At 50.7% G+C, this 20,462-nt stretch carries 14 protein-coding genes; 6 read left to right on the forward strand and 8 right to left on the reverse strand.

Annotated features, from left to right (window positions below):
• Positions 1-121: 121 nt before the first annotated feature.
• The 6 genes from FPG75_RS14320 to FPG75_RS14345 all read right to left on the reverse strand — a co-directional run bounded on the left by FPG75_RS14320 (position 122) and on the right by FPG75_RS14345 (position 8,904).
• Positions 122-1,642, reverse strand: coding sequence for a DUF5689 domain-containing protein (locus FPG75_RS14320; RefSeq protein WP_143307555.1), 1,521 nt, complete (start codon positions 1,640-1,642; stop codon positions 122-124).
• 20 nt (positions 1,643-1,662) lie between these two features.
• Entirely contained in the window at positions 1,663-3,189 is a 1,527-nt protein-coding gene (locus FPG75_RS14325) for a SusD/RagB family nutrient-binding outer membrane lipoprotein (RefSeq protein WP_143307556.1), read from the reverse strand.
• An 11-nt stretch (positions 3,190-3,200) separates the two neighbouring features.
• Positions 3,201-6,374 carry a SusC/RagA family TonB-linked outer membrane protein gene (locus FPG75_RS14330; RefSeq protein ID WP_143307557.1) on the reverse strand — a complete coding sequence of 1,058 codons (3,174 nt, stop codon included), beginning with the start codon at positions 6,372-6,374 and terminating at the stop codon, positions 3,201-3,203.
• A gap of 181 nt (positions 6,375-6,555) precedes the next feature.
• Positions 6,556-7,185 carry a DUF5710 domain-containing protein gene (locus tag FPG75_RS14335; RefSeq protein WP_143307558.1) on the reverse strand — a complete coding sequence of 210 codons (630 nt, stop codon included), beginning with the start codon at positions 7,183-7,185 and terminating at the stop codon, positions 6,556-6,558.
• A 130-nt stretch (positions 7,186-7,315) separates the two neighbouring features.
• Positions 7,316-7,780, reverse strand: coding sequence for a VOC family protein (locus tag FPG75_RS14340; protein ID WP_143307559.1), 465 nt, complete (start codon positions 7,778-7,780; stop codon positions 7,316-7,318).
• Positions 7,781-7,821: 41 nt separating this feature from the next.
• Complete coding sequence (locus FPG75_RS14345; protein WP_161596805.1) at positions 7,822-8,904, reverse strand: hypothetical protein; 1,083 nt, start codon at positions 8,902-8,904, stop codon at positions 7,822-7,824.
• A gap of 156 nt (positions 8,905-9,060) precedes the next feature.
• On the opposite strand from FPG75_RS14345, the gene FPG75_RS14350 reads away from it, so the two are divergent.
• Positions 9,061-10,632: a TPM domain-containing protein gene (locus tag FPG75_RS14350; protein WP_161596806.1), complete on the forward strand. Its 1,572-nt coding sequence runs from the start codon at positions 9,061-9,063 to the stop codon at positions 10,630-10,632.
• Positions 10,633-10,694: 62 nt separating this feature from the next.
• Here FPG75_RS14350 and FPG75_RS14355 read toward each other — a convergent pair whose 3' ends face one another.
• Together FPG75_RS14355 and FPG75_RS14360 are read right to left on the reverse strand one after the other, a co-directional pair.
• Positions 10,695-11,582: a DUF6515 family protein gene (locus tag FPG75_RS14355; RefSeq protein WP_143307562.1), complete on the reverse strand. Its 888-nt coding sequence runs from the start codon at positions 11,580-11,582 to the stop codon at positions 10,695-10,697.
• A 70-nt stretch (positions 11,583-11,652) separates the two neighbouring features.
• Positions 11,653-12,603, reverse strand: coding sequence for an ADP-ribosylglycohydrolase family protein (locus FPG75_RS14360; protein WP_143307563.1), 951 nt, complete (start codon positions 12,601-12,603; stop codon positions 11,653-11,655).
• A gap of 1,296 nt (positions 12,604-13,899) precedes the next feature.
• On the opposite strand from FPG75_RS14360, the gene FPG75_RS14365 reads away from it, so the two are divergent.
• From FPG75_RS14365 to FPG75_RS14385, 5 genes are all read left to right on the forward strand, one after another.
• Entirely contained in the window at positions 13,900-14,796 is an 897-nt protein-coding gene (locus FPG75_RS14365) for an aldo/keto reductase (RefSeq protein WP_143307564.1), read from the forward strand.
• 50 nt (positions 14,797-14,846) lie between these two features.
• A complete protein-coding gene (locus FPG75_RS14370; RefSeq protein ID WP_161596807.1) occupies positions 14,847-15,536 on the forward strand; it encodes a DJ-1/PfpI family protein in 690 nt (229 codons plus the stop codon).
• 38 nt (positions 15,537-15,574) lie between these two features.
• Complete coding sequence (locus tag FPG75_RS14375; protein WP_236652793.1) at positions 15,575-16,414, forward strand: N-acetylmuramoyl-L-alanine amidase; 840 nt, start codon at positions 15,575-15,577, stop codon at positions 16,412-16,414.
• A gap of 214 nt (positions 16,415-16,628) precedes the next feature.
• Positions 16,629-17,012 (forward strand): hypothetical protein, encoded by a 384-nt coding sequence (locus FPG75_RS14380; RefSeq protein ID WP_143307566.1) that lies wholly within the window; start codon positions 16,629-16,631, stop codon positions 17,010-17,012.
• Between the two features lie 264 nt (positions 17,013-17,276).
• On the forward strand, positions 17,277-20,459 hold the full coding sequence (locus FPG75_RS14385) for a SusC/RagA family TonB-linked outer membrane protein (RefSeq protein ID WP_143307567.1): 3,183 nt from the start codon (positions 17,277-17,279) through the stop codon (positions 20,457-20,459).
• Positions 20,460-20,462 lie beyond the last annotated feature (3 nt).

Below are 20,462 nucleotides of genomic sequence, written 5' to 3' on the forward strand. Positions count from 1 at the left end.
CAAAGGACCGAAGCGGATTTTAAGCTCACAGAGAAGGAAGGCCATCTTCTCTCTGTAAACTTAAAATCCGCTTCGGTCCTTTGCTTCTTTGCGTCTTTGCGAGAAAAAATCGCTCTGGTCTTTATTGCAGCGCGGTAGATCCAGCTCCTTCAATATCCGCTGCCACAGTCATTTTGCTCATGAGGATATTGGTTTGTGATCTCGCTTTCATCCACCTGCCGAGGGCGGGGCTGTAAACGCCGCCCAGCTGGTTGAAATAGCCCATATCTGCGGTGTTGTAGGCAAAGCAAAGCGTGTTGGAACCGCTTCTGTAGAATGCCTGCTCTTTCAGCGTGATGGGGTTGATAGCATCATAGAAGTCATTGTTCGGGATGCGGTAACCCAATGCTGGCGGGCCGGCAGTATACAGACTTCCACCATTGCTGATGAACACGGCATCTACAGGTTGAGAATCAGCCGTTACCTTTGTGCCGGCGAAAATGGCCATGCCAAAGGAGTTGCCGCTGTTGGCCATCAGGCCGCCGGTTTTCAGGCCGAAGTCGTCGCCATCATATTTCGTATAGTCGAGCATACGCACCCAGTTGGAAGTGCTCATCACGGTGGAGCCGGCGCCATTGATCATTTTGGTGGTGCCGCCTACATAGCAATAAGCGCCTTTGGCAACCTTGCCCTGTGTGATATTTATTTTGTAGGTACGCATGCCGCCGGTGGCCCAGCCATTCACCGGGAAGCCTGTTGGCGTAGAGGCGTTGGCGTTATTATTCACGATAAAGGAGTAGGGCGTTGCCGCAAAGTCAATATCCTGTGTGGCGAGCAGCTGTACATATTCGTAGTTGCCATCGGCGCCTTTCACATCGCTGGCGAAGCCGGAGATCACGATGGGCGCCACATTGATGGTGGAGCTGAGCACCGTCACATCTTTATAATTGCGGATGCGCAGTTGCGGCGCCAGCGTATCGCCGGATTTGGCATTGAATACGATGCCATAGAAATTCGCAAGGAAGGGCGTTGTGCTGTCGGCGAAGGCTGCGCGTGCTTCCGTGTGCAAAGTGATGTTGCCGAAACCATCGTTGAGGAGCTTGTCGCCGCCGATCTTGTCGCCAGGCTTGGGCAAAGGATTAAAGCCTCCTTTTACGATTACAGACAAAGTACTTTCGTAATCGCCGGGATTGGAAAGTATCTGGCTGGCAGGCACACGGTTGAGCGGAATGGTATTGCCGGAAGATACTTTGGTAACAGCGCTGTTATTGATACCGGTAATTTGCAGGATGCCATCTACTCTTTTCAGTACGCCACCAGTGATGTTGATGATCACGGAATCGCCGGGTTGATATTTCGCTGCATCAGCGCCGAGTTGTATAGAGATGCCTCTCAACTTGGAGAGGCGGCGGCTGTCCTGCACCACCAGCAAGCCTGCTGGCAGGTTATTGCCGGAATGATCGGATACCACCATGGCGGCCAGTTTGCTGGAGCCGCGCAGGGCTTCCGTTGTAAGGGCTACATCGTTACCACTGTAGAGATCTCTCACATCAAATATCGCGATGTACTGGCTGATCTCTCCCCCCGGATAATTATCTTTCTTACATCCTCCCGCTATCATCAGCGTCAGCAAAAGAAATGCATATATATTGAATTGCTTCATGACACATTTTTTAAATTGAATTATGGTTTCTGCCACCACACCTGTGTGGACAGTACATCCGGGCCCTGCGCTGCCACAGCGGCCTTGTAATTGCCCGGGTTGGTGGATTGTACAAACACCGGATAAGGCATGCGCGCAGGCATGATACCATTGTTTTTCAAGCCAGCGCCTTTGGGTAATACGGGATGGCCGGTGCGGCGGTATTCAAACCATTGCTGCATATCGGTAAGGAACAATGCATAATATTTTTGCAGATGGATCTTTTCCATCTTCTGATCCAGCGTCTCCCCCTCATTCCATTCCATATCTGCTGCTGCGAGATATTTATCGATCGGTTGATCTTCATATTTCGGCACCCACTGCGTGATAGAAGTTTTCACTCCCGTATTGTAATAATCTTTGGCTGCACCTTTAATCCAGCCTTTGGTGGCGGCTTCCGCCAGGATGAAGTTCAGCTCCGCATAGTTGAGCATCATGCCGGTCATCGGATCATTCATCAAACTGGGGGCGGTGGAGGTAGCTACGTAAGAACCGAAGTAACATTTCTTCTGCGGATTTTCACCGGGTGCATAACCACTCGGGATGCCCTGGTACATGCCGTTGTAAGGGATGATAGCCCAGCGGTTATAGCTGCCATTGCCATAAGTAGGAATGTCAATACGCGGATCGTTCCAATCAGACAAATGACTAATGAAGAAACTGGCAAGACCGGGAGAACGGAAATCCTGTTCCCTTACACCCAGCAGTGGCGACGACAAGGGCCCGATGCCCGTCCAGCGCAGGATGGCGGATTCGTCGTTGCCAGCCATGACAGGGTATTTGCCGGGATTGATATCTACTATCTCCCTGATCTTCCCGATCACGGTATCTGCCACTTCCTGTTTGGCGGATACTCTCATCAGCAAGCGCAGGTAAAGGGAGTTACCGAACTTGCGCCATTTGTATACCGCTCCGCCGTATACAGGATCACTGCCGCCGGAGATGTTGACGCCCGCGCTGAGCAGGTCATTGGCGGCTTCCAGCTGCTTGAAGATATCTACATAAATATCTTTCTGCCTGTCGAAGGGAGGATAAGAGATGGCGCTGTCTTTCGCCATATTGGATTTGAAATAAGGCACATCGCCATAGGTATCTGTAAGCAGGGAGTATATCCACGACTGGCAGATGAGGGAGATGCCCTGATATGATTTGTTGAAGGTGAGGGAATCGCTGGCAGTTTTATACAGCGCCTTGAAATTAGTGAGCTCACTGTACCAGGCGGTATAGAGATAGTCAGACCAGCTGGCCCGGTAATCATAGCGGAAAACTTTTCCTTCTGCATCGTTCATATCTACGGTTACCTGCATCAGTTCATTGTTGAAGTTGCGGTTCCTGTAGAGGTTAGCGCTGAGGGTGTTCACGAGTGCGGGCGCCAGAAGCTGCTGTGGCAGCGCATTTTGGGTACTGTTGGGATCAGTGTTGATCTCTTCAAAATCTTTTTTACAGGAGATGAATGCCATGCTGAAAAGCAAAGCAGCACATCCCAGGATATATATGTGTTTCTTCATGATCAAAAAAATTAAAGGCCGATAACAATGTTGAATCCATAAGAGCGGGTGGACGGGAACTGACCTATTTCAAAGCCCTGAATGATATCGGTACCGCTGAGGGTGCCAAATTCAGGATCGAACATTGGCCATGGCGACCAGATGAAGAGGTTACGTCCGTAAACGCCCACGGTGAGGCGTTGCAGCCCGATACGCTTGCTCACGGATGGTTTCAGCGTATAGTCGATGCGCGCTTCCCTGAATTTGATGAAGTCGGTACGGAAAGTGCTTCCTTCTGCGTTGTCCTGGCCGAAGTGCGAGCGGTAATATTCATCTACGTTAGTGGCTACCACATCATTTTTACGGAAGGATCCATCTTCGTTCCTCACTACGCCATTGCCGATGATGCCGCTGTAGCGGCCTGGCAACGTGTTGGTAGTTTTACCTTGTTCGGAAAGTTTATAGTTCATGAGTGAATGCGCTACGGCGCCGTATTGCGCATCGAACAGGAAATTCACGCTAAACTGTTTGTAAGAGAACTGGTTGGTGAAGCCGATCTTCCATTTCGGAATAGTATTACCGAGATATACAATATCGGTGGTGAGCAGGGCTACGCCGGTTTTGTTATCGTAGATCACTTGTCCGTCGGGAGATCTGAGGTAGCCGCGTCCATAGAGGTCGCCCATGCTGCCGCCGGCTTTGGCAACGATCTGTCCGCCGCCAACAGGGCCGGTTTGCAGTACGATGGAGCTATCGGGTAATGATTCGATCCTGTTTTTGTTAGTGGAGAATACGAGGTTGGAAGTCCATTTGAAGCCGCTTCTCGTGGTTACAGGAGTGGCGTTGATGGCTACTTCCAGGCCTTTGTTGCTAACGAGGCCGCCGTTAATGATGGCGTTGGTATAGCCGGAAGCCGGATCAGTGAAGCGTTTCAGGATCTGGTCTTTTGTTTTGCCGGCATACAGCGCGATATCGAAACCGAGGCGATTTTTGAGCAACATCACATTGGCGCCTGCTTCATAGGTGATGGTGCGCAGTGGGCGCAGGTCCGGATTTGCCAGTGTGGACGGTACTTCCAGGCCGCCGCTGTACAAGCTCCCTGCGGAGGTATAGTAGTACGCCGTTGTGTAGGGAGACGTACCACCGCTACCCACGCCGGATGCAGAGAAGCGCAGCTTGGCGAAATTGATGACTGCGGGCAGTTTCGCTACTTCCGACAAAATGAAGCTCAGGTTGGCGGATGGATAGAAGAAGCCGGCATTAGCGGTACGTGTGGGTGTGGCGAGTACGCTGTTCCAGTCCTGGCGGGCGGTGAGGTCCGCAAAGAGGAATCCTTTGTAACTCGCGGCCAGCAAGCCATACAGGCTATTGATCGCATATTTGGAGCGGTAAGGCAGCGTTACCAGCGGCCCTGCGGCATTGGCCATCGTGTAGATGCCGGGATAAGTGAGCGAGTCCGCACGGTTCTCATCTTTGTTGTAATTATTTCTCAGCGTGCTGCCGCCGAAGGTGGCAGAAAAGTCAAAATCACTGCTGATCTTCTTCGCATATTTCAGGAGGAAGTCGCTGCTGGCTTCCATGGAAAAGATATTCTGTGTGCGGTAACTGCCTTTTGCATATTTAGCACCGGCGCCGTAAGGCCTTTGCTGGGAGCGCATTTCATAGGAGAGGTCCATAGAGGTTCTCACTTGCAGGCTCAGCTCTTTGGTGAAATTGTAAGTGGCTGTGAAGTTACCCGTTACATTATGTCTGTTGGATTTGTTGAGATACTCATAGGCTACTGCATAAGGGTTGGAAGGATAGGTGCTGAAAGGATATTTGATCACTTTACCTTCCTGTCCGTTGACCCAGTAATTCCTGAGCCAGTCGATATTGGCACTGGGCTGCCAGAAGATGTACCAGTACATGAGCGACTGGTTACCATATCCTGCGCCGGGGAGGTTATCGCTGAATTTGTTGGTATAATTTACTTTGGAAGATACCTGCAATTTGTCGTTCACCCTGGAGTTCACGCTCATGGCGAGGCTGTTGCGCTTGTAGCCTGTGTTTGGGACGATCCATTTGTTATCCACATTGGTGAAAGAGAAGCGGGCGGTGGTTTTGTCGGTGCCGCCATCCAGACTTACCGAATTGGTGAAGGTTTGCGCGGTATTGAAGAAAGAATTGAGATTGCGGTAGGGCGTCCACGGTGTTCTTGTTTTGCCCTGGGCCTGTGTTAGCGGATCATATTGAAAGAATTGTTGTCCGTTGAAACGCGGGCCATAGGCGGAGCTGGTGCCGCTGGTGCTGTTACCATCGGGCGATGCGCCGTAGGAGTAGTAGGCCGCGCCATCGAGGCCTTGTCCGTATTCATATTGCAGGTCGGGCCAGCGGTTCACTTTTTCCATGTTACCATTGGAGTTGATGGTGATGCCAAGGCCTTTTCTTTTGTTGCTGCCGGATTTGGTGGTGATGATGATGGCGCCGTTGGCGCCGCGTTGTCCGTATAAAGCGGCGGCGCCAGGGCCTTTCAGCACGGTGATGGTTTCGATATCTTCCGGATTGATATCATTCAATCCGCTGCCATAGTCGGCGGGCATATTGTCGTTGTTGACGCCATAGGTGGCTTCGCCGCTCACGGCGGTGCGCCGTCCGCTGCCGTGGTTGATCACCACGCCATCCACTACGATCAGTGCTTCGTTCTCCCCGGTGAGGTTGTTCTCTCCGCGCAGGATGATCTTGTTGGAGCCTGTAGGGCCGCCGTTGGACCTTACGAGATTAAGACCTGCCACTTTACCGGACAATGCGTCTGTCCAGTTGCTGGAGAGCGCATTGGTGAGTTGTTCGCCCTGTACTACGGTGGTGGCGTAGCCCAGCGCTTTCTCTTCACGTTTGATACCCAAAGCAGTGATCACTACGTTGTGTAATTGTTTTACGTCGCTGCTTAGTTGTACCGCGATCATGGTTTGCGCGCCTACTTTGATCTCTTTAGGTTGCAGGCCTACAGCGGAGAAAACGAGCGTTTCGTTTTCGTCGGCCATGATGGTGAAGATACCTTCGCTGTTGGTTTGTGTGCCGCGGGCGGCGCCTTTAACGCGCACATTCACGGCAGGAATCGGACTGTTATCGACGGGATCTTTTACCGTACCCGTGATTTTCTTTTGCTGGGCAAAAAGCGCAGCATCCACCATCAGGAAGATGGTGAGCAGGAATAGAAAATGCCTCATACTTATAGGTTGATTACATAATTGCTACAGTTATCAGAACCAATTCGCATCGGTTGATTTTGCGGCGGCCAAGGTAGAAGGATCGCCGGAAGTTTTTATAAATGGCAGATTAAGATTGTGTGAACTTTTTGTAAAGTCTGTTCTGGTTTTCTTTTGTAACGGGAACGGCTGCACGAAATAATCATCCGCGGACGGCAAACTCCGAAATGAGGCGCAGATGGGGCCCGAAGCCGTATCCGGCATTTACGAGCGGCGCAAATTTGAGGGGGTATATCTTGATCAGAATATTAGCGGCTTCTTCCTGTTGCTCCGGATGAAAGGGGCTGCCGGGCTTGTCGAAGAGGCACCAGTCGCCCTGTTTGCTCTTGCATTGTTCACAATGGTTGCACCAGAGATGCGTATTGGCGGTTTTGGACCAGGCAGGTTGATAGCGGGGGTAATGCTCATGCAGTAAGGATTTCAGGTTGCCTGATACCTGTGTGATCTGTTGAAAGAGGGTGAAGAAATCCTGTTCCAGCCAAACGGCTTCGTCGCGCTCGTTCATATCTCTCTCATAAAAAGTATCTGAGCCGATGGCGATCACGCGGTTGATATGGCCGCATTTGTGGCAGGCGCTGTTGGTATGGGCCACCAGCAGTTCGTTGGAGAGGATAATGTCTGTACCATCATGGATCATCCAGCGTTCCACTTCTTTCAGCTTGCCATAATTTTCAGTCGGCAGGTACCATGTTTTTGAAGCGGCTTCCCAGCGGGCGCCTTCAGCCAGGGCGGCTGATTTGTCTGCATCCGGAACATTCAGTAGTAATGCCATAAAGGAACAATTCTTACTGAATATAAGGAAAAAAATTACGAATTGCGAATTAAGAATTACGGAGTTGTGGGTAGACCGATATTAATATCATCTACCCACAACTCCGTAATTCTTAATTCGCAATTCGTAATTAATAAGGATCGTCGTTGATCTCTATCCAGTAGCCATCCGGGTCTTTGAAATAGATCTGTTGTACGCCATCTACTCTTTTGTTGATAGCGCCTGGATGGCCGGGCCAGTCTTCAAAAGGTACCTGGTGTTTTTCCAGGTTGGCAATGAAATCTTTCATGGACGGTACGCTGAAGCAGAGATGTGCGTTTTTATCGTGCGTAGCTACGCCGGCGGCGCCGGAGATGATATGCACCTGGCTGTGCGGGCCAACCTTGAACCAGCTATGGCGGCCATCTTTGAAAGGTTCATCCATGGGCTCCAGGCCTATCACATCGCGGTAGAAGGCGGTGCTTTTTGCCAGGTCTACCACATATACCGCCACATGGTTGACGGTCGGATATTTTTTCGTTTGTGCTTTCATGTCGGTGGAAATGCCGGTCATGGCGATGAGCCATAGTACCCCGGCTAAAAACAAGTTTCTCATGTTACAAGATAACAATCCGTCTTTACTCCTGCAAGTGTTCACTAGTTACTTTTAAAGGCAACGGATTGTATCACTACGTCGAGTTTTTTGAGCACAGGGAGATCGGAGCGGATCTTTTTACCGCCGGTAACCTGGTCGTATTGTTTGGGATCGCCGGTGTTATTGGCTTTGAGGAGGATGGTAACGCCTTTACCTTCGAGCGCGCCGCCGTTCCAGCTGCTCACGATGCCGCCATCGGCCCATTCAAAACCGTTGATGACGAAGGGGCGGCCGTTTACTTTGATGAGTTTATCCAGCGGATCGCCGGCTTTAATCCCAAAAGGTGATTTCCATTTGGAATGTTCGTGGGAGAAGGTGAGTATGTTACCGCGATCGCCGTCGAACTGCACTTCCAGCTCATTGTCGGTATCGGGGTAGATGACGTAGGCATCGCCGCTGTTGTTGCCGGCAAGGTCGGTGGCTTCCCTTACGGAGATGTTCTCTTTACCGAACATTTCTGCCAGCTGGTCGGCATTGCGGGCCTGGAAGATCGGGCGCACTTCCCAGTTACGTGTATCCGTTGGCGTTGGTGCAGCCGCTGGCGCAGCAGCAGGCGTGGCGCCTGTGGTGGTAGCAGCGCTGGCCGCATCCGGTGTAGCGGAAGTGGCGGAAGTGGCTGTAGCGGCAGGTGCAGCCGCTATTGCCGGCGATTTGCCGGTTTGAGGGCCGGTGTATGTTTTCAGAAAATCGGCTTTGTCTTCCAGGAGCGATTTGGTATCGTTCTTATACTTGTTAGCGGTGTAAGTGGCGATCGGGAATACGTTGGCGCTTTGCACATTCATGCTGCGCAGGTTGGCGATGAATCGCTGACGGTTACAATCGCTGTATTGGTAAAGATATTTCAGTGCGGCATCCAGGGCTGCCGGATCTTTTTTCAGGTTGAAGATGGTGGAGTCGATATCCAGTCCGCCGGCGCCGCTGCGGTTCATCTGCTCTGCGATGTATCCCATAATGGAATCATGCGGTTGTTGGTAATGGTAGGCCGCACGGGCGGAAAAATCGTCCATGATGGCCTGTGTCAGCTTGGACTGGGCATTCAGGATAAGCGGAAAAGCAAGGGCAATCAATACGAAAAGCCGTTTCATATACACTGTTTGAGAGGTGGTTGTTTTTGCAACAATACCAATTTATGTATTATTCTTCATAAACGGCGGGTAATCCCCTTTTATTATCATGTGTATGTGATATTGAGATCATACCCTAAAACGCTTATCTTAGCCGCATCAATATTGTGTATCCCCATGAAGTATTCATCGTGGCTGTTGGTGTTACTGTTGTTCTTACTTTCAAGCGCGCGCCAGCAGCCGTTCTCAGTGAAGAATGTTCCCGACCCCAAACAGCATGGCGGCGGTTATGTCAGCAATCCGGATCATCTCATCAGCGATATCACAGTTGATTCGCTCAACAGCCAGCTTGCCCTGCTTGATCAGGCGCATAAAGCACAGGTAGCCCTTGTGCTGCTGCGTTCCATCGGGGATAAGGACTCGAAAGAATTTGCGCATGAACTGTTCAACTATTGGCGTATCGGCGAAAAGGCCACCAATAACGGTTTGCTGGTATTGCTTGTAAACGATGCCCATAAACTTGTATTTGAAACCGGCAAAGGCATCGAAGGGGATATGCCGGATATTACTTGCTTCCATATCCAGCAGGAGTATATGATCCCGCGTATCAAGGAAGGTAATTATGATGCCGCATTCATGAATGGCGTGCATGCGATCCGTTCTTTGTTCTATACCGGCAACTATGCCTACGACCAGCTGTCAGCGCCGGTTGTATCCGATACTTCACTGATGGCAGCTGACGATTCCACGGTATACGCGCCCACCCAAACCTTTGCAGGCAATAGCAGCAGTAATGTTGCTTCCGCATCCAGCGATCCGCCAGGAGGCGGTTTCTTCTTCGCGTTGATCTTTTGTTTTATTGTCACCCTGGCTATCATACACGCTTGTTTTGGCTGGAAGAAAACGAGGAAGGCAGATGACGAGCCTATGAGTGTGGGCGATCTGCCTAACGAATACCTGCGTCCCGGCTGGATGGGCGTTTTGCTGGTGAATGTGCTGGCAGTCTATCTTTTCTGGTGGGTGAATGTGCGGGCCAATATACATCTAGGTTTCTTGACGGCTATACTGGTATACTATGTGGTGTGGGCCTTGTTCGTGCACCTGGCCGTGCTGATCATACGGGTGCGTGCAGAGATGGCATTGCGCGGCGCCGACCGCCACGAGCGCTGGCAGCGGCTGGAGGCTGCACATCAGCACCTGAAGCCCATGGCTTATATGTTCCCCCTGCCTTTCCTGTTATTGTATTTGCAGTATTTCAGAAGCCGGCAGGATAAGCTCCGCAATGATCCGTATAATTGCCCGAACTGTCGTCAGGCTATGCAGAAACTGGATGAAAAAACAGAAGAGCACTACCTGGATAAAGCGCAGGTGATGGAAGAAAAAATGCAATCTGTAGATTATGATGTATGGAGATGCGATCATTGCAAACAACAGCTGGTGCTGGATTACACGAATGTGAACTCCGCGGTGTCGATTTGTCCTTCCTGTTCTCATAAAACCTTCCAGTGCAAAAAAACAATTACCAAAGCACGTGCAACTACCAGCAGTGAAGGCTGGGGCATGAAAACGTACGTATGCGCCGCCTGTGCGTTTACGCATGACTACAAATTTGTGATCGCGAAATTATCCTCTTCTTCTTCCGGTGGAAGCAGTTCTTTTTCTTCTGATTCAGATGCTTTCTCTTCTTCATCTTCTTCTGACTGGGGGGGCGGCTCTTCCGATGGCGGCGGCGCCAGCAGCAGCTGGTAGCAAAAGAAAGGGCCCGCAACGCTGCGGGCCCGCTTTCATACAAATGCTATGACAAAAGGATCTTATTGTTCTGCATTGATCTTTCCTACCACTTTGTAACCGGTAGTATTACCGGAGGTCACCAGCTGATAGTACATGCCATCGGGGGAGAGGTACAGTTCCTGCCCGTTGATGGTAACGGTACGACAACCTTCCGGCAGCTGTGATACGATATTGTCAGGAGTGCTGCTATTATTCGTAGGGTTGTTAGCGTTAGGAACGCTGCTTTCCGAGGTAACGTCCTGGTCGCCGATCTTTCCATTCTTGCCTACTACTTTGTAGCGCCGGCCATTGTCGGTCATGATCTCCTGGTAATAGGTGCCGTTCACATCGTAGTAGGTGTTACCGTTCACCTGTATTTCCTGTGCGCCATCCGGCAGGTTGGGCACTTCGGCATTGAGCGGTGCATCGGTTACCTTATAGCCGCCTCTCTCATCATTCGAAGGCTGATAGTAGGTGCCCTGGTAGTAGTACATCGGTCCGAAAGCCGGTCCCAGTGTGAAATAGCCGTAAGGTAATACAGATACATAGAATCCTATCGGAGGATAGAAGAAGTGATAGTACGGGCGATACCAGGGATGCCGGTAATAATATCCGCCGCCATAATAACGGCCGTGGTAATATCCACCGGGATAGTACCGGGTGCCGGAGGCGATCACACGGCTGCCGCCGGCGTAGTTGTCGCCTCTCACGATGCGATTGGAGGAGATACGGGGAGATGAAACGCGGGGGGCCGACATCACGGATGTTCTTGGGGCCGACATCACCCGGCTGCCGCCAAAATGACTGCCGCCTCCACCACCGAAATGGCCTCCGCCGCCGCCATGGCCTCTTTGCGCATAGGTTATTCCCGCTGTACAAGTGCTTAAAAGGCCAATCAGCACTAACAGGATATATGTTCTGTTCTTCATGATCTAAAACATTGTGTCGCGTAGATGTCTGCTATACGAGTGATTATTGCGTTTAATAGTTGTTAGACGGCTAAGCGGGCTGGAAGTTTAAGGTGGCATTAAATCTTTCCGCCAGGGCAGCGATTTCTGCGGATTTGGCCACCATGGTGATCCACGCTGGAGGAATGCCGTCGATGCCGTAATACAGGCCTGCGAGCGCGCCCGCCACTGCGCCGGTAGTGTCAGTGTCTTCGCCAAGATTGACCGCCCGGAGTACGCAGTCCTGGTAGGAGTCCGTATTCAGGAAGCTCCACAGGGCGCTTTCCAGCGTATGCAGCACATAGCCCGAGGCCGAAATATCGGCTTCGGCCACCAGCGCAATATTGTGTTGCAGGATGCGGTTGAAGTATTTGACTTCCGTAGGATTGAATTGACGGGCGCTGAGGAAACTGTTAACCGTTTGTTGGGTACGTTGGTAGGCCAGCTGTTTGTCGGGCTCCGACAGCAGGATGCGCATCAATTCTGTATAAATAAAACAGGCGAGCACCGATCTGAAATGTTGATGGGTGATACCGGATATCTCTCTTACCAGATGATATCTTTTTTCTATATCGGTTTCTTTGGCGGCATAGAGCGCTACCGGCATCATGCGCATGAGGGAACCGTTACCATTCTCGAAATCTTCGAAGCCGCCGGTTACCAGCGGGGAAGTGCCTACAGACACCCGTTGCAGGGAACGGCGGGTGGTGTGGCCAATGTCGAATACTTCGTCATGTGCGCCCCAGTAGCCATGTTGATACCATTTTACAAACAAGGCCGCCATGTTATTGATATCATAGCCTTGCAGCAGGCTTTCAGCAGTGCAGAAGGTGAGGGAAGCGTCGTCTGAAAAGGTGCCTGGTGGCTGGTGCCAGCTGCCGTAGCCGGTCATGCTGTCTACCGGGTTTTCGCGGAGGAAGGCCCTGGTTTTGAACTCTGCCGGCACGCCGATCGCATCGCCGATGGCGACCCCATAGAAAGCACCTTTTATTTTTTCCTGCATAAAGATATTTTTAAAGATGAAGGGCTGGATCCTTTGAGAGAAACATCACCGAATATACGTTTTCATTTGCTAATATCCGCCGGTAACGCGATGCCACTGCATAAGTATTTTTTTCAGGAAGATGAAATCCATTTTATTCACTGCTATTTTGATCCGTTCATTCTTATTCACTGCAACATCGCCGCGAAAGCCCGCTCGTATTGTATTGCGGCGGACTACCTTTGCATTGTAACGAGTAACAACTGTCGCACCAACCAGGCAGACCAACAACATCGGCGTTATTGTTTGTTCCCTTGAGCCATATTCTTATTGAGCAAAAAAAACTGATCGATGAGCATTATTAACCAGCCATTATTAAAGGCAGCCCTGTTGTTACAGGCCGCCAGCAGTGGACCTTACAAAACTGGGCATACTGCACCAGTCACGACAACCGGCGGTTGTCATGTTTTTCCCGGAACTTTTTTGCTGTAGCAGCGGAAGCATCGCTGTTTCCGACTGTTAACAACATTCATTGTTTGTTAAACACTTGCTTAGAATCGGCAATTAATGGGGTAAGATTTACTAGAGAACAACGGACTGTTTTTCCAGGCAGTCTCTTTACAAAAATTATTCGCGCCAGTGGCGTAATGTCACGGTAATGCATATACGTTTTTGGAATGCTACATAACAGAAGTCAATGGAAAGCACAACGGGGCCGCTTTTCCAGGTAGCCTCTATCTTTTAAAGTTAGCAGCATGAAAAAAATTTAGTACAGAGCCATAAGATGAACCTACCACTATAGCTGCGGCAATCAGCTATGCGGGAAGTACGATTGATTCAGCGAACAGGGACCGTTTTTTCAAACAGTCCCCTTTATTGGAAGATCCAGCTGTGCAAACAGCTTTAACATATGCCAGGGGCGGAACTTTGTCATAAGCACAATGGTTGACTTTGTAACCATAGGGGCCGCCTTTCCAGGTGATCCAGACTTTGTAACCACTAACACGGTTACTTGTCGGGCAACAACAAATACTATAGGACAGACAATTAACGCGGGTTGCTTTTCCAGGCGGCCCTTACCCTGAAAATTCCAGTGCAGGCGCACAAGCGCGGTACTGTCAACATATACTGGCTATTGTTTTTTGAAGTGGTAAACGAATCATGCGGACCAGGCTGTTTATCAAAGCGGCCTGTTTGATAACAGATTTCATGTGCAGATGTTGATTTGAGAAGTGGCCGAACTCCGCAAGGAGGGAGGCCACTTATTTCAATCAACAGAATATCCTTACCTTGACGGCAGAATAAAATCTCCGGACCATGCAATACCACACACTGGGCAACACTACGTTGAAAGTCAGCGAAATTGCCTATGGATGTATGTCTTTAAGCAACGACGATGCCGCCAATGCAAGGCTGCTGCATGCAGCCATCGACAAAGGCATCAATTTTTTTGATACGGCTGACCTGTATGATCACGGGCATAATGAAAGCTCCGTGGGCAAAGCGCTCCGGCAGCATCGTGCCGATGTGGTGATCGCTACAAAAGTTGGTAACCAGTGGCGTGCAGATGGCAGCGGCTGGGATTGGAACCCATCCAAAGCCTATATTCTTTCCGCTGTAGAAGCAAGCCTGCAAAGGCTTGGAACGGATTATATCGACTTGTACCAACTACACGGCGGTACGATCAACGACCCGATAGATGATACCATCGCCGCATTCGAACTGCTGGTGCAACAAGGCAAGATCCGCCACTACGGCATTTCTTCCATCAGGCCCAATGTGATCCGGGAATATGTGAAACGTTCGCATATGGTGAGCGTAATGATGCAATACAGCCTGCTCGACCGCCGCCCGGAAGAAAGCGCCCTGCCCCTGCTGGAACAACACAACATTGGCGTGCTGGCGAGAGGCGCCGTAGCCAAAGGATTGCTGGCTGGCAAGCCCGCAGCTCCTTACCTCGACTATGATGCCGATGCTGTATCCATCGCTGCCGCCGCCATTCAGCAGCTGACAGTGCCGGGCAGGAATGCTGCACAAACAGCGCTGCGTTTCGTATTACAGCAGGCGCCCGTCACCAGCGCAGTAGTAGGCATACGCACCCATGAACAGCTGGAAGACGCCGTAGGCGCCACACAGGCGCCAGCGCTTACCAGCAGCGAAATGCAGCAGCTAAGGGATGTATTGACGCCGAACGTCTACGATCAACACCGCTGATGCCTCTGCAGGCAGATGTGTTATATTTACGACACCCTAAAACCCTGTTCATGCAAAAGTTGAAAATTGGCATGTTGCTGTTCCCTGATCTCACCATCATGGATTTTACCGGACCTTATGATGTGTTTATCAAAGCGCCCTGCTTTGAAGTGCTGATCATCGGAGAAGATACACAGCTCATCCGCGCCGAAGGCGGCCTCCGGCTGCAAACCGATATTTCATTGAACGATTGCCCGCAACTGGATGTGCTCTTCATACCAGGCGGCAAAGGTATCAATGCCTTGCTCACTAACGATGCTGTGATCGGCTTTCTGCAACGGCAGGCGCCGGGAGTGAAATACTTCACATCCGTTTGCACCGGCGCATTGGTGCTGGCCGCCGCCGGCCTGCTCGATGGCTACAAGGCTACTACCCACTGGCGCTCGCTCGACCTGCTCCGTATGTTTGGCGTGGAAGTGGTGGAAGAGCGCGTAGTGCGCGACCGCAATCGCATCACTGGCGGCGGCGTAACAGCGGGCATCGACTTCGGCCTGAAACTCACGGCCATGGTGGGTGGAGAGGAACTGGCAAAGATCATACAACTGCAACTGGAATATCATCCGCAGCCGCCTTTCAACGCCGGATCGCCGCACACAGCCGGTATCCCGGTATTGCAGAGAACGCGCGAGCTTACGCAATGGATGTTCGATACCCGCAAAACGATCATCCGTTCCTTATTACAGCGGCGCACTGCGCAATAGTTTAGTATCTTTAGTATGCACTCAACAAACGATATCCAATGAAACTCAATGCCAAAAAAGGTTTCCCGGGAATGCTCTGGCTGCTGGCAGTGCTGCTGTGTTGCAGTTATTGCGCCCGCAACCCGTATGCCGCCACCAACAAGATCTATAAACAACAGGCAAAGAAATTTGCCCGCACCCTGCGCGAGCAGCCATCCATGCTTCGCGGCGATGGTGGCGTATTGCCGGCCTGGTGGGTAGGCACCACCAATTTCAACCTGCGGAAGCCCAACCTGGTGATCATCCATCATACTGCACAAAACTCCTGCGAGCAAACGCTGAAAACATTTACCACCGACCGCACCCAGGTGAGCGCCCACTATGTCATCTGCCGCGACGGTACCATCCATCACACGCTCAATGATTACCTCCGCGCCTGGCATGGAGGCGTCGCGAAATGGGGAAGTTTGACAGATATCAATTCTTCTTCCATCGGCATCGAGCTGGACAACAATGGCGCAGAGCCCTTTGCACCCGTGCAGATCAACAGCCTGATGATATTGCTGGATACCTTACAGCACCGCTATGGTATTCCTGCCGCTAACTTCGTTGGTCATGGGGATATCGCTCCCGGCCGCAAAGTGGATCCCAGCGCCTATTTCCCCTGGCAGCAGCTGGCGCAAAAAGGTTTCGGCCTTTGGTACGACGATACCACTCGTGTGCAATTGCCGGATAACTTCAACCAATTGCAGGCGCTGCGCATCATTGGCTATGATATCAAGGATTCATCCGCTGCCATGCAGGCTTTCAAAAGGCATTTCGTGCCACAGGATTCACTCCCCGGCATGACGGATGCCGATAAGAAGATCCTCTTCAACGTTCTCAAGAAATATCAATAACTGTTTCGTCAATAATAATGGCCCTCCCGCAATCCGCAGGAGGGCCATTATTATTGACGAAAGTTTTGCAGATTGAGATAAATATGTTATTTTAATAATGAGTAGAAAACCGTTATCGCCAAAATCTGGAATCTGATCATCGCCTCAATTGCCGCATGTAAAACTGTGATGCCCTGGATTTGTTTCATCACCCTTACTTATAATTTCTCTTGCCATGAAAAGCAATCTTAAATTCCCGTTCATCTTCCTGGCTGCCGTTGCCTTACTGATAGCCGCCTCGCAAAAGTCTGCCGCCCGCTACCAGCCTGCTATCGCCACCCGTGATACCTGCCATGTAAAAACTGAAACCAGTTTCGATTTCGCAGATAACCTGCGTAAAAAAGTGATCGAAACCATCGACGACAAATTCGCCGGCGGCATAGAAGAAAATGGCAAAACCACCTGGGAAAACTCTCCCGACGCCTCCGAATACTACCAGATTGTACTGCGCAAAAGCAAAGTCACCATCAAGTACATTGGCACGGCCTGCAAAGACAGACCCATTTACGACGACGTAGAAGCCTGCAAAAGCGCGCTGAAGAAGCTATTGGGACAGTAGGATTTTCGGATTTATTGATTTACGGATTTACGAATTTATGGCGAAGCTGAGGTTCGCTATAAATTCGTAAATCCGTAAATTCATAAATTCGAAAATCTTTATAATCTATTTAGTCTATAAGTTTGGTAGAATAATATTTCTATTTTATCTTCGCCCCCGCAAACGTACACCAAAGTCAATTGTAGCAAGGATACCAAAATCGGAAGTAAGGGGTTGTCGATCCCGCGCCAACGGTCTATTTAGACAATAAATACAGTCCTCATAATGAAGTACATGAAAAGGCTCTTCTACCTGTTGCCCGGCATACTGTGGCTGCAACAAACTATTGCCCAGGATGTAAGGGTGAGCGGGGTAGTCACCTCCCGCAGCGATGCACAGCGTATACCCGGCGCCGTTATACAGGTAAAAGGCACCAGCAGGGGTACACAAACAGATGTAGATGGTAAATACAGCATCAGCGCACAGGCCAACGATACTTTACAGGTATCGTCTATCGGCTTCCAAACGGCCCTGGTGGCTGTCGGCAACAGCCGGGCGCTCAACATCTCCCTGGAAAACAATGAAAGCAAATTACAAGAGGTAGTGGTAACGGCGCTCGGTATCTCCCGTGAAAAGAAATCACTGGGATATGCCGTACAAGAGCTGAAATCAAAAGATATTTCCGAAGCCCGCGAAACCAATCTGGTAAATGCCCTCTCCGGAAAGATCGCAGGGGTACAGGTAACCAACAGTCAGGGTAACCTCGGCTCTTCCCGTATCGTGATACGCGGCGAAACCTCTATCGCCGGCAATAACCAGCCGCTGTTTGTGGTAGATGGTATCCCGGTGGATAACAGCCAGCTCGGCATAGGCTCCGGCCGCGACTTTGCCAACGCTATCGCTGATATCAATGCAGATGATATCGCCAGTCTTAGCGTGTTGAAAGGCCCCAACGCCGCCGCTCTCTATGGCTCGCGCGCCTCCAACGGCGTGATCCTTATCAAAACTAAAACAGGAAAAGATACCCGCGGCGGATTCGGCATCACCGTAAATTCTAACGCCACCTTCGAGAAAGTACTGATCCTGCCTACCTTCCAGAACGTATACGGACAAGGTACCGGCGGACAATTCTCTTATAAAGATGGTAAAGGCGGCGGTATCAACGATGGCGTGGACGAGAGCTGGGGACCTAAAATGGACGGCCGCCTCATTCCGCAATTCTTCTCTAATGGCCAGCCAGCGCCATTTGTAGCGCATCCCAATAACGTGAAAGATTTCTACGTGACCGGCTATACGCTGAACAATGGCCTCGCCGTTGGCGGCTCCAATGAAAAGCTCGATTACCGTTTCTCTTATAATAATACCAAACAAAGCGGTATCCTCCCCAACACCGGCATCACACGGAATACATTCACGGCCAGCAATACTTTCCGGCTCACGCCCAAGCTCACACTCAGCACTTATGCTGATTATGTGCGCAGCTCCGCCGATAACCTGCCCGGCGTGGATGGCCGCCGCGGCAACAGCGTAACGCTCCAGTTCATCTGGTTCGGACGCCAGGTGGATATCTCCCGCCTGAAAGATTATAAAAATCCTGATGGTACCGATTACAACTGGAACCACAGCTACTATAGCAACCCTTACTGGATCCAGAACGAAAATACCGTAGGCCAGCTGCGTAACCGCTTCTTCGGAAACGCCCGGCTGTCGTACCAACTGCTCGACTGGCTCAGCGCCAACCTGCGCATAGGTACTGACTACTACACGGATAAACGCAAATACAAAGTAGCCTACTATACCAACGGCACACCCTTCGGTTCTTACACGGAAGACAATTACGCACTCGGCGAAACCAATGGCGAGTTCACACTGAATGCAAAGAAAAAGCTGAATAGTGATTTTGATATCGATGTACTCGCCGGCGGCAATATCCGCAGCAACCAGTTTGAGCAAAACTATCAACAAGCGCCCAAACTCGCCGTGAAAGACGTGTACACGCTCAACAACTCCCGCGATCCGCTGATCTCCACCAGCTATTTCTCCAAACAAAAAGTATATAGCGCATTCGGCTCCGCACAGCTCGGATTCCGCAACTACGCCTTTTTGAACGTAACCGCCCGCAACGATTGGTCGTCCACGCTGCCACGCGGCAACAACAGTTATTTCTATCCTTCCGTTAATGCCAGCCTCGTGCTCTCGGAAGCGCTGCATATACAAAGCGATGTGCTCAGCTCCCTGAAAGTACGTGGCGGATGGGCACAGGTAGGTAAAGACACCGATCCTTACCAACTGGTGAATACCTATCCTTTCAATCAGCCCTTCGGCTCTTATCCGCTGCTCACCGTATCAGATAAATTTTTGAAGAAAGACCTGAAACCGGAAATCACAGCTTCCACAGAAGTAGGGCTGGAAGCAGGTTTCTTCCATAACCGCGCAAGACTGGATGTTACCTACTATAACTCCAACAGCTATAACCAGATATTGCTCGCAGATGTAAGCCCTACTACCGGCTATCTCAAGAAACTGCTCAATGCCGGTGAAATCAATAACAAAGGGGTAGAAGTGATGCTCGGACTAACGCCCATCACTACACGCTCCGGCTTTATCTGGAATGTGAACATCAACTACGCACGCAATGTGAGTAAAGTGGTAGAGCTGGATAAAGAAGGATTTTTGACAGACTATGTGCTTGGCAGCTCGGGTAATATACAGGTGCTGGCCAGCAAAGGCAAACGCTATGGAGCCCTTTATGGTAAAGCCTTTCAGCGGGATTCGCTCGGCAGGGTAGTAGTGAATGCAGATGGTACGCCGGCGATCGATCCCAATAAAAAAATACTGGGTTATTTCACACCCAAATGGACAGGCAGCATCAACAACAGTTTTTCTTTCAAAGGCTTTAGCCTCAGCTTTTTGATCGATACCAAGCAAGGTGGCAACATCTGGTCGGGCACCAACTACACCGGCATCTACACCGGCGTATTGGCGGCATCCTTACCAGGCCGCGATGCAGACCACGGCGGTATTCCTTATTACATCAATAATGGCACAGCGGTGCAATTGCCCGGTCATGACGCGCCGGCGCCCAACGGCAGCACGGTGTATCATGATGGTATGGTGTTCGATGGTTATACTGCTGATGGTAAGAAGAACACTACCATCATCTCCGCACAACGTTACTACAAAGCAGTATATAACAGCAGCCTCAATGAAAGCAGCGTATACGACGCCTCCTTCATCAAACTGCGCGAAGTGAAGCTGGGATATACTTTGCCGGCATCGCTCACCAAACGCTGGAAGCTGCAACAGGTGAATGTGGCGCTGGTGGCCAGGAACCTCGGATACCTGCAAAAGAAAGTCCCTAACATCGATCCTGAAACAGCGTTCAATACCGGTAACGGCCAGGGACTTGAAACCTTGCAGATACCCACCACGCGCAGCATCGGCTTTAACCTGAATGTTTCATTTTAATTT

It is taken from the genome of Chitinophaga vietnamensis, assembly GCF_902167635.1.
Classification (GTDB): domain Bacteria; phylum Bacteroidota; class Bacteroidia; order Chitinophagales; family Chitinophagaceae; genus Chitinophaga; species Chitinophaga vietnamensis.

Coding starts and splice junctions, on each gene's coding strand:
- FPG75_RS14380 (WP_143307566.1), top strand. CDS start 16,629: ATGAAAAGCAATCTTAAATTCCCGTTCATCTTCCTGGCTGCCGTTGCC.
- FPG75_RS14340 (WP_143307559.1), bottom strand. CDS start 7,780: ATGAGAAACTTGTTTTTAGCCGGGGTACTATGGCTCATCGCCATGACC.
- FPG75_RS14330 (WP_143307557.1), bottom strand. CDS start 6,374: ATGAGGCATTTTCTATTCCTGCTCACCATCTTCCTGATGGTGGATGCT.
- FPG75_RS14375 (WP_236652793.1), top strand. CDS start 15,575: ATGAAACTCAATGCCAAAAAAGGTTTCCCGGGAATGCTCTGGCTGCTG.
- FPG75_RS14345 (WP_161596805.1), bottom strand. CDS start 8,904: ATGAAACGGCTTTTCGTATTGATTGCCCTTGCTTTTCCGCTTATCCTG.
- FPG75_RS14385 (WP_143307567.1), top strand. CDS start 17,277: ATGAAGTACATGAAAAGGCTCTTCTACCTGTTGCCCGGCATACTGTGG.
- FPG75_RS14370 (WP_161596807.1), top strand. CDS start 14,847: ATGCAAAAGTTGAAAATTGGCATGTTGCTGTTCCCTGATCTCACCATC.
- FPG75_RS14350 (WP_161596806.1), top strand. CDS start 9,061: ATGAAGTATTCATCGTGGCTGTTGGTGTTACTGTTGTTCTTACTTTCA.
- FPG75_RS14365 (WP_143307564.1), top strand. CDS start 13,900: ATGCAATACCACACACTGGGCAACACTACGTTGAAAGTCAGCGAAATT.
- FPG75_RS14335 (WP_143307558.1), bottom strand. CDS start 7,185: ATGGCATTACTACTGAATGTTCCGGATGCAGACAAATCAGCCGCCCTG.
- FPG75_RS14325 (WP_143307556.1), bottom strand. CDS start 3,189: ATGAAGAAACACATATATATCCTGGGATGTGCTGCTTTGCTTTTCAGC.
- FPG75_RS14355 (WP_143307562.1), bottom strand. CDS start 11,582: ATGAAGAACAGAACATATATCCTGTTAGTGCTGATTGGCCTTTTAAGC.
- FPG75_RS14360 (WP_143307563.1), bottom strand. CDS start 12,603: ATGCAGGAAAAAATAAAAGGTGCTTTCTATGGGGTCGCCATCGGCGAT.
- FPG75_RS14320 (WP_143307555.1), bottom strand. CDS start 1,642: ATGAAGCAATTCAATATATATGCATTTCTTTTGCTGACGCTGATGATA.